This window comes from Flavobacterium sp. (assembly GCF_043778725.1).
Classification (GTDB): domain Bacteria; phylum Bacteroidota; class Bacteroidia; order Flavobacteriales; family Flavobacteriaceae; genus Flavobacterium.
This window is the reverse complement of the sequence record NZ_JAYWFT010000088.1, coordinates 1-12,875: the sequence shown is the minus strand read 5'-3', so window position 1 is coordinate 12,875 and position 12,875 is coordinate 1. Positions and strand designations below refer to the sequence as shown.

Sequence of the window (12,875 nt, the reverse complement as noted above, 5' to 3'; positions counted from 1 at the left end):
ATAAATAAAAAATTGAAGTACTAAAGAATAATAATCCAAATAGAAAACCATGCCACCACCAATAAAATCTCCAGGCGTTTACATAAATGAACAAAACGCTTTTCCAAATTCTGTTATTGAAGTTGCAACTTCAGTTGTAGCATTTATAGGCTATACCGAAAAAGCAGAATTTAATGGAAAATCATGCAAAGGAAAGCCTACAAGGGTAACATCACTTTTAGAATATGAAACATTTTTTGGTCGTAGTTTCCCTGCTAAATTTACAGTAAAGCCTGCTGATGCTGCTCAAAATAATACTTCGTTTACTGTAGACGGTACAGAAATGACTGTGGTAATCAACGAAAACAATACAGCTTATCTTTATAACAGTGTTCGCTTATTTTATGCCAATGGCGGTGGTGTTTGCTATATTGTTTCAGTGGATACGTATGGTGATAAAGATTCCTTTGCTATGTCAATAAGCGATTTTACAGGTTCCGATACAAAAGCGGATCCGTTTGATGCGCTTGTATTGGAGTACGAACCGGCATTGATAGCTGTTCCAGATGCCATTGCTTTAGGAACTGCATGTTATGCACAGCTGTACGTGAAACTACTAAAGCATTGTGCCGATATGAAGAGCCGCTTTGCCATATTAGATTTGGAGCGTCAGCCAAAAATTACAGATTCGGAAACGGCTATACGTTTATTCCAAAGCGAATTGGTAAGTAGCTCTTTAATATATGGTGCAGCCTATTATCCATGGCTTAACACTACTGTTGTTACTAACAATGAGGTTACTTTTGAAAATATCGATGCATCGTTGGAATTAGCCTTATTGCTTCCGGCAAGTGAAACCGAAGCAATTGAAACGGTACTAGCTTACAGACAAAAAGAAAATCCTTCCGACTTGCTGAAACGCAGGTACCATCTAGATATGATAGAATTAAGTCCGACGTATGCCGCAATTATTACAGCAATACGTGAACATTTAAATCAATTACCTCCAAGTGGTGCTATGGCAGGAATTTATTCCTTAATCGATGGCTCAAGAGGTGTATGGAAAGCTCCTGCCAATGTTGCTTTACAAGCAGTTGAAAGTCCATCTATAATAATTTCTGCTGAAGAACAAGAAGGTATGAATGTTGATGGAGTGGGAGTAAAGTCCATCAATGCCATAAGAGAATTTACTGGAGAAGGCACTATGGTATGGGGTGCAAGAACACTTGACGGCAATAGTGAAGACTGGCGTTATATAAATGTGAGACGTACAGCCATTATGGTTGAACAGAGTATTCAGATGGCGGCAAAAGCTTTCGTATTTGAGCCCAACACTGCCAATACCTGGATAACGGTAAAAAGCATGATTAGAAATTTTCTAAATAGTATATGGAAGCGAGGCGGACTTGCCGGCGCTGCACCGGAAGATGCTTTTGTGGTTTTTGTTGGTCTTGGTGAAACAAAGACACCAGATGATATTCTGGAGGGAATTTTGAGGGTTACCGTATTGATAGCACTTTCACGTCCGGCTGAATTTATTGAAATGACGTTTCAACAGCAAATGATGAAAACATAGAAGCCTCATCATAACATCGTTTTATAAAAAAAGCCGGAACATAAGATTCCGGCTTTTCTCATTGTATATTTTGTTAAATCATAAAACCACCAGAAACTTCAATGCGCTGCGCATTAATCCATTTCGAATCATCAGAACATAAGAACGCAACGGCAGTACCAATATCATCAGGCAAGCCAACTCTACCTAAAGCGGTCTGAGAAGAAATCATAGTATTCATATCGTTGTTGTCACGTACAATTCCACCACCAAAATCAGTTTCTATGGCACCTGGAGCGATAGAGTTTACTCTGATTTTTCGGGTTCCCAATTCTAACGCCTGGTATCTTGTTAACGAATCGACTGCTGCTTTCATTGCACCATAGGCCGAATATCCAACAAAAGAAAAACGTGCCAATCCTGATGAGGTGTTTACAATACTGCTTCCGTCATTTAAAAGCGAAAGTAATTTTTGAGTTAAAAAATACGGACCTTTAAAGTGAATGTTTGTCATGGCATCCAGCATTTCCTCTGTGGTCTGTTCGAATGGCGTATTGATTCCAATTCCAGCATTATTTACTAAGGCATCTAATTTTCTGCCTTCAAAATTATTTTTTAAAATGGTAGCTACCTGATTTTTGAATGCTTCAAATCCGGCTGTAGAAGCAATATCCAATTGAACTGCAAAGGCTTTTTGTCCTAATGCGTTAATTTCAGATACTACGTTTTCGGCATCTTCTTTTTTCGACTGATAGGTAATTACTACATCAAATCCTCTTTTTACTAATTGCAGTGCAGTATTTTTTCCAAGTCCACGACTTCCGCCTGTTACTAAGGCAATTTTGTTTAGTGTATCTGTCATTTTATTTATGATTTAATTACAGTACAAAATTCGGTATTTAGCGGCAAGTGATTGTTGCGAGAATCAAAGTGTTATTTGCAAAAATCAAACAATTAGTTTTCTCTAAAATGCAATGGTGCGCTTTTGGTTTGTTTTTTAAAGAAGTTGGAGAAATGGGCAACTTCGTCAAATCCGAGGCAATTGGCAATTTCAGAAACGTTCCAATCGGTTTGTTTTAAAAGAATTTTGGCTTCTTGAGTAATACGGCTAGCAATGATTTCGGTAGTGGTTTTTCCGGTAACTTCTTTCAATACTTTGTTTAAATGGTTGACATGAATTCTCAGGCTTTCAGCATATTCTTTAGCTGTTCGAAGTTGCAGTTCTTGATTAATAGATTCAATTGGGAATTGGCGTTCTAATAATTCTATAAAGAGTGACGAGATTCGCGAAGTTGCATTGTGACTCTCTTTTGTGCCTTCAATAGGTTTTAGTTTTTGCCCAGCATGAATTAGTTCGGTAATATAATTGCGCAATAAATCGTATTTAAAAGCATAATCAGATTTGATTTCGCTATTGATTTTCAAGAAGATGCGTTCGATATCTTGGTATTGCTCGTCGTTTATTTGATAAATAAAATCACTTTTACTGCTAAAAATTGGAAGCGTATCAATGTTTAAAGCTGTTTTGGATTTGTGCATAAAATCGGCCGTAAAAACACAAAAATAACCTGATTGATCTTCGTTTTGTGGCATGTATCGATAAGGAATTCGCGGCGAGGCAAACAGTATTGCTTTTTGTTTAATTTCTATTTGTTGGTCGGCATACTCTACTAAATTGTGTCCGTTAATCAAGCTTATTTTATAATAGGTTCTTCGGTTGTAAGGCATTACCATTTTGCCTTTGCAGGCACTATTCATTTCTGCAATGTTAAAAATATTGAAGTGACCAATATCGGCATTGTTTTGTTCGTTGAACATTAGTTCTGTCAGTTGACATTTATCTTTAAATATTTCTTTGTAAAACTCGTTGATGGAAATGGTAGTCATTTTGTAAAATTCAAATAGTTAGCAAAAATAGTATTTTAATTTTTGTGGGTTGTAATCTTAATTTAATTTTTTGATTTTAAATTTAGTAATTGTAAGAAATTGTTGTTTCGTAACAATTATTTTTTACATTTGCACTCAAATAGATACAAAATGAAAACGCTACAAATACACAGTTTAGACCGTACATCAGGAAGATTTCCTGCTGTAAGTCTTGGGCGTTGTAGTTATTTTTATGATAAAATGAGTTGATTTTTAAAATTAAAACCGATATAAATACAAAAACGTCCTATGCAAATGGGACGTTTTTTTTGTTTAAAAAGGAAAATACTAACCACCAAATTGAAAAAAACCAAAAAAACCAAAAAAACCAAAAATAATTATTGAATGATTAATAAAAATAACGAAAAATAACCTTGAGAAATAACGAAATGAGAGACAGTCATTTACAAATTTCAAGCCTCTGTTACTAACACGGATAGGGATTTTTATGTTTAAAAAATAATGTAATTAATTGATAATCAATAAAATAAATTAAAAATAAATTTGGAAGTTACTTTTTTTTGACTTTATCTTTGCACCTGAAAATTAGTAATCAGTGCTCAGTTTTCAGAAAGCAGAATAGAGATAGAATATAAAGAATAGAGAATATAGAATAGATTTTAAAGGATATAAAGATGACATTACAACATAATTTACGACCTATTATAAATAAACGAGCAATGAAAAATTGTATAAATAAATATGTACCATCAATAAATCTTCGCTTAGATCTTGGATTTAAATACACACAAGTGCAAAAATACCAGCATGTAGAATAGTTATATTCTTTTGTTATGATATGAGCACTTTTTACGAGGTGCTTTTTTTGTGCCTATTAATTACTGATTTTGTAGCTCAACTGGAAAGAGCAATTGCCTACGAAGCAATAGGTTGAAGGTTCGAATCCTTCCAGAATCAAAGGTTTTAGAAAGGAACCAACTCAAAGAAGATTTTATGTTTTGACTGTCTCTCAAAATTTAAAAGAATCAACTTTGAGTCACCTCTGAGAAGATAACGGTGGTTGTTTACTCGCCTTGGACGCGAGAGGTCGCAAGTTCGAATCTTGCTTCTCAGACATAATGCAGAAATGGCGGAACGGAAGACGCAGCAGACTTAGAATCCGTTTATTGAGAGTTCGAATCTCTCTTTCTGTACAAAAAATGTAAAATTGATTAATAACGTTAAAAATAGAAACCATGTTAGTAAATAACAGAATAGCTTTAGTAGGAATAGAAATGGATGAGTATCAAGTCATAAAATCTAATTATGATGGTCACATTATTTGGCATCAAGCCATTCCTAAAATTGTTGTAAAAAATGGCGTTTTATTCATGGAAAAAGAAAATGGAATAGGCATGCTTCCAGTTGATAAAGTTATCTATTATGGTATTTATGACAACGATTTTGATTTTATAACAGGTTTAGCTTTATGGAATGGAGCTAGTTTTCCTAATGCCATTGGAATGATGGATTGCCGATTAAAGATTCCGTGTTTAGTGAAAGCATTGCAGTATTCTAAATTTGGTTCATCAAGAGGTTTTATTTCGGCAAAAGCAGAAGTGAATGTCGAAAATGATACGGTAGCAAAATGGGGTAATTGGCATTGTGGTGAAAACAAACATCGTTTTACCGGTAATTGGGAAAGTGAATTTGCCGCAACAATTGAACCTTATTTTGAAGGTGAAGCCGTTCGAATTATGGTTGTTGGAAATTACATTTGGCAAATAAAACTAGAAGGTACAACTTGGTTGAAATCGATACATCCAGAAACAGCTTGCTTTATGGAAGTAAATCAAGATTTATTGAAAGATACACAACATATTATGAAGCAGATGAATATGGACATGATAGGAACTGATTATATTATTTGTAGTGATGGTTCTAAACAACTCTTAGAAGTTAATCACATACCAAACATTACACGTTTTGAAGAAGTACGATTGGCTTATCTGGAAACTGTTATCGACTGGATTTCAAAATAAATTTTTCTACGCAAAATAATTGCGCAGTAGTTTTGAAATCTTTGTCAAAGAAATAAACGAGTTCATTGATTTACTTAGATTATGAGATTTTTCCTTCTATGAAATGACAAAACTAGGAGGAAATTACAATATCAAACGAGTCTTGTTGCGTGTTTCTGTATAGCACCATTGCAGTATTCTTTTCGCTTTTGCGGATGATGTTTTACTGTGCAACTTGATTTGGAGGTTTTGATGGTTTTCCAAAAAACTATCACCACGCTATGTGTCGTGAGTTCGATTCTCACTTCCGATTATGTCGGAATAGTTCAGTTGGTAGAACAATAGAAATCGCAGGTTCGAATCCTGCACAGTTTTTTGAACTGTTGACGTCTGGTTGTCTTTTTAGACTCAAAATCTAAAAGAAGAGTTGCATTCGCTCTTTAAAATGAATGCGCCACAAAGAGAATAGTTTTGTCTTTGTCTGCAAAATAAAATGAATAGTGTTCAAATTTTTGCACTCAAGAATAAACTTGAAAATAGTCTTTGTTGTTTGAAATATTGACTTGCTTTTGCATTTGATTACCACTAAAGATTGCGTACAATTTTAAGGAAGTAAAAAATAATTCAAAACCATTTCAAAAGATTGAATAGCATACTATTTTCCGTCTTAGTCTGAGGATGAAGACAAAACGTTTTCTTATTATAAAATTAAGTAGGAAGTAAAAAACAAGAAGTATTATTGATTAAAGCACTTCGACTGCGCTCAGTGTGACAAAAGTGCAAGTGAAAAAATAGAACTAATGATAAAAAGAATTAAAATCAAAGCATACCAAGTAGGTTTGGTATTTGAAAACAGAAAATTAAGTACCGTTTTGCAAGAAGGAAACTTTTGGTTGTTTGGTAACAAAGAAGTAGTTATTTATGAAATGAATCAAGCGTTTGTTTCTGCCATTGAATTGGATATTTTATTGCAAAATGAAGTGTTGGCTTCTTTGTTGGAAGTAGTGGAAGTTGCCGATAGTGAGATTGCATTGTACTTCGTAAACGGAAATTTTAAAGAAGTATTAACCACAGGAAGGTATGCTTTTTGGAAAGGTTACACTAAAAACGAATTCATAAAAGCCGATTTGTCTAAAGTGAATATCACTGAGAAAATTCCTTTGGTTTTATTGGAAACAGTAAAATTGAGAACTTTTGTAAGACGATTTCAAGTCTTGAATTACGAGAAAGGTTTGTTGTTTGTAAACGGAATTTTTGTAAAAGAATTGACTGCTGGAACCTACTACTTTTGGAACAACTCAATTACAGTTGAGGTTAAAAATGTAGATGTTAGACAACAACAAATGGAAATCTCTGGTCAGGAATTATTGACTAAAGACAAAGCTGGTTTAAGAATTAATTTCTTTGTAAGATACCAAGTTGTTGATGTTGTTAAAGCGCTGGTAAACAACAAAGAGTTTGATAAACAATTGTACATTTTAATGCAATTGGCCTTGAGATCTTTTGTTGGTGGTTTAACTTTAGATGAATTGTTGAGCAAGAAAGACACTATTGCTGCGGCAATTTTGGATGAAGTAACTTCTAAAATTACCGACTTAGGTTTGGTGGTTTCTGATGCCGGAATTAGAGATGTAATTTTGCCAGGCGATATGAAAGAAATCATGAATCAAGTGTTGGTTGCCGAGAAAAAAGCGCAAGCCAACAGCATCATGAGAAGAGAAGAAACTGCTGCAGTAAGAAGTATGTTGAATACGGCTAAATTGATGGAAGAAAACGAAATGTTATGGAAATTGAAAGAGATGGAATACGTAGAAAAAATTGCAGATAAAATTGGTGAAATCACTATTTCTGGAAGCGGAAACATCATCGGTCAGTTGAAAGAGATTTTCGTTAAGTAAAGTATAAACCACGAATAGAAATTGTTCGTGGTTTTAAATTAAAAATATACTAAAAAAAATGAATACAACAGATAAAATTATAATTATAGATCTCGAAGCCACATGTTGGCAAGGAACAATTCCTGCAGGTCAAGAAAATGAAATCATCGAAATTGGTTTGGCAGTTTTAGAGACGCAAACTGGAGAAATTTCTAAAAATAACGGTATTTTAATTCAGCCGCAACGCTCTAAGGTCAGTCCGTTTTGTACCGAATTGACTACCATTACTCAAGATTTACTGGATAAAAACGGAGTTCCATTTGCGGAAGCGATAAACCAACTTATAGACGAATACAATCCAGACTTATTCACATGGGCAAGTTATGGTCAGTACGATTTGAACATGCTCAAGAAACAATGTAAATCATTTGGAATTCCATATCCAATGGGTGATGAGCACATAAATGTTAAGGTTTTGTTTGCCGATGTTTATGGTTTACAAAAGCCAACCGGAATGAATGGCGCATTGAGTTTGCTAAAAATTCCGTTAGAAGGAACGCACCACCGCGGTATTGATGATGCCAAGAATATTGCTAAGATTTTGCACTGGTGTTTGCTTCAGCACTAGTAAAGCCACAAATAGTAAATTATTTGTGGTTTTTTATTTTTACAAATTATACTAAAGAAAGTAGTTTAAGTTATGGTATAGAAAAGTAAAATTAATTACTTTTGATGTATGATGAAGCAGTTTTTTATATTTTCTTTTCTTTTAGGTTTTTCTTTAATGAACGGACAAGCTACTCACGATAGTATTGTTGTAAAGCAACCTATGAAGTTCAATTGTAAGCAATTAATTATTCCAACGGCTTTAATGACTTATGGCGTTATAGGAATAAACAGCGACCGATTAAAATCTATAAACAATAATTTACGTGCCGGAATAACAGAAAACATTGATAGAAAATTCACTGTTGACGATTATTCTAGATATGTACCGGCACTAGCAGTTTATGGTTTGAACGCTTTTGGTATAGAAGGAAAACACAATTTGAAAGACAGATCTATCATTTTGGGAACGTCTTATTTAATTGCAACAAGTACAAGTTTGGGATTGAAAGCATTGGTAAAAGTAGAGCGTCCAGATGGTAGTAATGACAATTCTTTTCCGTCAGGTCACACGGCTTTAGCATTTGCAAGTGCCGAGTTTTTATATCAAGAATATAAAGATGTTTCTATTTGGTATGGTGTTTCAGGTTATATTATTGCTGCCGGAACAGGTTATTTTAGAATTTACAACGACAAACATTGGTTTAATGATGTGGCAATGGGCGCAGGAATTGGTATTTTGAGTACCAAAATTGCCTATTGGATTTTTCCATTTGTAGATAAAACGCTTTTTAAATCAAAAAAAAATGTATCATCGGCAATGGTAGCGCCTTTTTACAACGGAAATCAAATGGGAGTTGGAATGCTAATTAATTTGAAATAATCATGGGTAACTATTTAAAATACAGTTTTTTTTTATTGCTAATTAGTTGTATTACCAAAGAGGATAACATCACCAAAGTATTTGAGTTGCCTAAAAAACTTAAGGAAATTTCAGGAATTACCTACGATTCTAAGGCTGATATAATTTGGACTTTGGAAGATAGTGGTAACGAAAATAAAATTTATGCTTTAGATAAAAACGGACAAATTGAACGAACTATAACCGTCAATCAAACAGACAATATCGATTGGGAAGACATTACTTTAGACACGAAAGGTGACCTTTATATAGGTGATTTTGGAAATAATGATAATACAAGAACCGATTTGTGTATTTATAAATTGAATGCATCCGAGTTGACTTCAGAGCAAGTTAATCCAGATTATAAAGTTTTGTTTTATTATCCAGAGCAAACTGATTTTCCGCCCAAGAAGAAAGCCTTGTTTTATGATTGTGAAGCTTTTTTTGAATTTAAAAACAACTTTTATTTGTTTACAAAAAACAGAAGTAAAGGATTTGACGGAACCACTTTTTTATACAAAATCCCTAATGCTCCAGGAACGCACAAAGCGACTTTAATGGGTTCGTTTATAACCTGTAACGACTATACAACTTGCGCCATAACAAGTGCAGCTATGAGTACAGATGAGAAAAAAATAGTTTTATTAGGACACAGCAAAGTGTGGCTTTTTGAAAATTTTGTTGGTGATGATTTTTTAAAAGGCACTGCAACCGAATTGGAATTGAATCATTTTTCTCAAAAGGAAGCAATATGTTTTAAAGACGCCACAACACTTTTAATTGCAGATGAAAAGACCAAGAAGATAGGAGGTAACGTGTATCAATCTAAAATCGCTACTTTAAAATCCAAACCCTAGTCCGAAGGAAATTCTGGCTTGATCATTTGCACTTTTAAAATAACTTAATTTGGCTGTGATTACATTAAGTCCGTTTAGCCAAATTCCACCACCAACAGATTGGTGCCACTTGTTGGATGTTTCGTCTTTGAGCCAAACTCTACCATAGTCAAAACCACCAAGCAATCCATAGGTCATGGGAACAAAACTTCCTTTAATTTTTCCGATACTGTAGCGCAAATCGGTGCTTTGAAAAAAGGATTGATTTCCTAAAAAGCGTTGATTTCTAAAACCTCTCAAGTCAAAATCACCGCCTAAAGTAGCACCTTGATAAAATTCAAAATTAGAATTTAGTATTGATTTTCCTTTCAATAAAGTTGCAAGAACAAGTTTACCGTTTTTATCAATTTTATGATTGAAGTTTAGTTTGGCTTCAATTGCTGGGAAATTTCTTTTGGAATCGTTTAGGTTTAGTTTCCAACTTCCTGCTACAGAAAATCCCATTCCCATAGTAGGATTGGAAGGGTTGTCTTGATTTTCGTAGCTGTATTTTATTTGGGTTCCAATGAATTGTTGGTATTCGAAAACCTTATTGTTTACAGCATTTGGTAGGTTGATGTATCGATTGTTGGTATCTTCAATTTCAATATTTTCAAAAGAAGGTTGTATCATAATTTCACTTCCATAACGACCAATTTTCTTAAAATTTGGTGCTATTTTAAGTATTTGAATCTTCACACGGTTGTAGTTCATTCCGTTTATTTCATCACTATTTACCGTTTCGTTTCCGTAGCCAAAAAAGTTGACGGCGAAGTTGGGAGAGGTTAATTGAGTGGCGATTTCCAAATTCCAATTGCCTAATAGTTTCGGAAATTTTGCATCATACATTATTTCAAAACCACTGGTTGCAAAATAATAATTGGCTTTGAAACTGTGTTTTTGAGTGTACGGATTTTGTTTAAATCCGTTAACGGTATAGTTTAGAATTCCACCAATTTTTATACCATCGTCAGGATTAAAACCAAGCATTGGCAAACCTGTCCAAGCATTGAATTTAGGTTTTTTATAATCGTATAAATTCACTTTATAATCATCAGATAAGACTATTTTAGTTTTAGAATCATTTGTTTGAATAGTATTTTTTTTCGATTTGAAATCATAGATAATTGTTTTTTGTCCGTTTTGAATATTGTAGGTATCGTTGTTTTGACCTCCAATTAAACGAATTGTTATGTTGCTTTTTTCTTTGCCATTTATTTCAAAAACATCATCATCATCCAAGCCATAGATCCACACTTCCTTAGTTATTTCTTGGCTGATGGTTTTAGATTGTATAAGTTCATCACCTTCTTTCTTAATTCGTAAAACCTTGATTTCAATTTCTTTAGAACTATTTTTTGTAATTACAAATTTATCTTTTTTATCGGTTCCAACGATGATTATTGTTTTTTGGAGTACTTTAAAATAATCAGATGCATATTTTTTTAAATCCGATTTTCTAGTTTTTAAATTTTCGATAATTGATTCAATTGTACCATCTTGAACTTCAATTGGTAGTTTTTTGAACGCAGCAGCAATATCTACATCACTTAAATTATCTTGAATGTATTGAGCTTGAGTAAGCCAGTTTTCTTCGGTAGCCGTTCTTAAAAAAGCAATATCCAATGGATACGGTTCGCGATTAAACCATTTTATGCTTTTAATTTTATCTTTAAAAGTTTGCATGTGTCGCAAATCGGGAATGTTCATGATGATAGACAATAAAACGCCATCGTATTTTGAAAATGCCTGATCTCTATCTCTTGGAATGGGTTTGTAGATTATGACGTTTCCTTTTTTATATTCACCCCAACGCCATTGATCAAAATGCCTGTCCCAATCGCCAATTAACATATCAAAAAGACGTGCTTTTATGTATTCATTTTCGTCAACACTGAATTTTTCGTCTTTTTTAAGGTTGTTCATCACTTCATCTGTACCAACAATTGCATCAGGATTTCCGAAACTTTTAAGGTCTTTTTGACTATCGGTAGGACGTTCTTCAATCATGTACAATTCGTCACCAAAATCACTGTTAAACTGTTTCAATGCTTTTTGTTTAGGAATATAATAAAGCTCAGGATTGCTATGACTAACACCAATTTTATCGGCTAAATTTCCAACTGCAAAAGGTGTGTAAGGATGTGAAGTGGTGTAAAAATCTAACAAGAAATTTTCGGCATATGTATTTTCAAATTCTTTTTCTACGTATTGATCTTTGAAAGCTACCGATTGCAAAAAGCGTGAAGCACTTTTCTTTAGTGCGCGCATTACATATTCTTTTCCGTTAATATCTTTCAATCGTAATGATTTAGATTGGTGTCCGCCACCAGCTTGATTGGGTTTTAATCCGCCCAATAAAGTATCAAGTGATACCGTTTTTACTTCTATTGGTAAGCTGTAATACTTGCTGTAATGTTTTCCTAAAAACCAATTGTGAAACATGGAGTTGTCGGTCATTTCTTTGTTATAAATAGACGTTTTTGTGACTTTAGGAAATGTTGCAGCCACTTCAATTTTAGCGGTACTATTTGGTTTTGAAATGGTATGTTGCCAAAGTAATTTTTCGGATTGGTTTTCTATGCCGAAAAATGCAATGTTGATGGTTCCATTTTTGAGTATTTCCAATTTTGAAAATCCGTTGCCACCATACGAAAAATCGTAGTCGTTAACCGCTTTTGCAGCTTCACTTTTAGAGCCTGCGCCACTAATGATTTGGATGATATTGTCTTTTTCTAAATATTGTAAATTGTGGTCGTGTCCCGAAACTACAATGACATTGTCTTGACCTTGGATGAGTGCTTTTATTCGTTTTGTAAGTAAGGTATATTGTTTATTTTGAATGTCTTGCGGACTTATCCCAGAAGTTTTACGAAGTAAATTTAAAAATGAACCAATAATGGGTAAAGGAATTTTTTTTTCTAAAGGAAAGAGTTGTTTTTCTAAAGAAAATTGTCCGCCATGACTTCCGTTGCTCATCAAAGGATGGTGCATGGCTATGATTTTTATTTTGTCTTGATTTTTATTGAGAACACTTTCCAATTCTTCGAAAAAAGCTTCTCTAGTTTTGATTTCACAATCATCGTTTATTGTTGGGTTTTTATCCCAATCTTCTAGAAACCATTGGCTGTCAATGGTGATTAATGTTATGTTATCGGTAATTTTTTGGTCTTCAATGGCACAATTTTTTCT

The 12,875-nt window shown here is 33.7% G+C and carries 9 protein-coding genes and 3 tRNA genes; 9 read left to right on the top strand and 3 right to left on the bottom strand.

The genetic code is table 11. The features are described from left to right. Positions 1-49: 49 nt before the first annotated feature. The gene (locus ACH2CG_RS07890) at positions 50-1,555 is read left to right on the top strand and encodes a phage tail sheath family protein (protein ID WP_395063911.1); all 1,506 of its coding nucleotides are present in this window, start codon (positions 50-52) and stop codon (positions 1,553-1,555) included. A gap of 73 nt (positions 1,556-1,628) precedes the next feature. Here ACH2CG_RS07890 and ACH2CG_RS07885 read toward each other — a convergent pair whose 3' ends face one another. Together ACH2CG_RS07885 and ACH2CG_RS07880 are read right to left on the bottom strand one after the other, a co-directional pair. Further along, on the bottom strand, positions 1,629-2,396 hold the full coding sequence (locus ACH2CG_RS07885; protein ID WP_395063909.1) for an SDR family NAD(P)-dependent oxidoreductase: 768 nt from the start codon (positions 2,394-2,396) through the stop codon (positions 1,629-1,631). A gap of 92 nt (positions 2,397-2,488) precedes the next feature. Then, entirely contained in the window at positions 2,489-3,421 is a 933-nt protein-coding gene (locus tag ACH2CG_RS07880; RefSeq protein ID WP_395063907.1) for a helix-turn-helix domain-containing protein, read from the bottom strand. Positions 3,422-4,304: 883 nt separating this feature from the next. On the opposite strand from ACH2CG_RS07880, the gene ACH2CG_RS07875 reads away from it, so the two are divergent. From ACH2CG_RS07875 to ACH2CG_RS07840, 8 genes are all read left to right on the top strand, one after another. Next, positions 4,305-4,378: transfer RNA gene (locus ACH2CG_RS07875), tRNA-Arg, on the top strand. An 85-nt stretch (positions 4,379-4,463) separates the two neighbouring features. Then, positions 4,464-4,535: transfer RNA gene (locus ACH2CG_RS07870), tRNA-Pro, on the top strand. 6 nt (positions 4,536-4,541) lie between these two features. Further along, a tRNA-Leu gene (locus ACH2CG_RS07865) sits at positions 4,542-4,614 on the top strand. Between the two features lie 42 nt (positions 4,615-4,656). Next, positions 4,657-5,442 (top strand): hypothetical protein, encoded by a 786-nt coding sequence (locus tag ACH2CG_RS07860; RefSeq protein ID WP_395063905.1) that lies wholly within the window; start codon positions 4,657-4,659, stop codon positions 5,440-5,442. A 779-nt stretch (positions 5,443-6,221) separates the two neighbouring features. Further along, a complete protein-coding gene (locus tag ACH2CG_RS07855) occupies positions 6,222-7,319 on the top strand; it encodes a slipin family protein (RefSeq protein WP_395063904.1) in 1,098 nt (365 codons plus the stop codon). Positions 7,320-7,377: 58 nt separating this feature from the next. Then, the gene (locus tag ACH2CG_RS07850) at positions 7,378-7,926 is read left to right on the top strand and encodes an exonuclease domain-containing protein (RefSeq protein ID WP_395063902.1); all 549 of its coding nucleotides are present in this window, start codon (positions 7,378-7,380) and stop codon (positions 7,924-7,926) included. Positions 7,927-8,034: 108 nt separating this feature from the next. After that, positions 8,035-8,787 carry a phosphatase PAP2 family protein gene (locus ACH2CG_RS07845; RefSeq protein WP_395063900.1) on the top strand — a complete coding sequence of 251 codons (753 nt, stop codon included), beginning with the start codon at positions 8,035-8,037 and terminating at the stop codon, positions 8,785-8,787. 2 nt (positions 8,788-8,789) lie between these two features. After that, a complete protein-coding gene (locus ACH2CG_RS07840; RefSeq protein WP_395063898.1) occupies positions 8,790-9,665 on the top strand; it encodes an SdiA-regulated domain-containing protein in 876 nt (291 codons plus the stop codon). Here ACH2CG_RS07840 and ACH2CG_RS07835 read toward each other — a convergent pair. Next, the coding region (locus tag ACH2CG_RS07835; RefSeq protein WP_395063896.1) for a metallophosphoesterase at positions 9,648-12,875 on the bottom strand (3,228 nt) is incomplete at its 5' end. The genes ACH2CG_RS07840 and ACH2CG_RS07835 overlap by 18 nt on opposite strands.

Excerpts from the sequence above, each read along its gene's own strand:
- ACH2CG_RS07890 (WP_395063911.1), top strand. The coding sequence starts at position 50 with ATGCCACCACCAATAAAATCTCCAGGCGTTTACATAAATGAACAAAAC.
- ACH2CG_RS07885 (WP_395063909.1), bottom strand. The coding sequence starts at position 2,396 with ATGACAGATACACTAAACAAAATTGCCTTAGTAACAGGCGGAAGTCGT.
- ACH2CG_RS07860 (WP_395063905.1), top strand. The coding sequence starts at position 4,657 with ATGTTAGTAAATAACAGAATAGCTTTAGTAGGAATAGAAATGGATGAG.
- ACH2CG_RS07850 (WP_395063902.1), top strand. The coding sequence starts at position 7,378 with ATGAATACAACAGATAAAATTATAATTATAGATCTCGAAGCCACATGT.
- ACH2CG_RS07855 (WP_395063904.1), top strand. The coding sequence starts at position 6,222 with ATGATAAAAAGAATTAAAATCAAAGCATACCAAGTAGGTTTGGTATTT.
- ACH2CG_RS07840 (WP_395063898.1), top strand. The coding sequence starts at position 8,790 with ATGGGTAACTATTTAAAATACAGTTTTTTTTTATTGCTAATTAGTTGT.
- ACH2CG_RS07880 (WP_395063907.1), bottom strand. The coding sequence starts at position 3,421 with ATGACTACCATTTCCATCAACGAGTTTTACAAAGAAATATTTAAAGAT.
- ACH2CG_RS07845 (WP_395063900.1), top strand. The coding sequence starts at position 8,035 with ATGATGAAGCAGTTTTTTATATTTTCTTTTCTTTTAGGTTTTTCTTTA.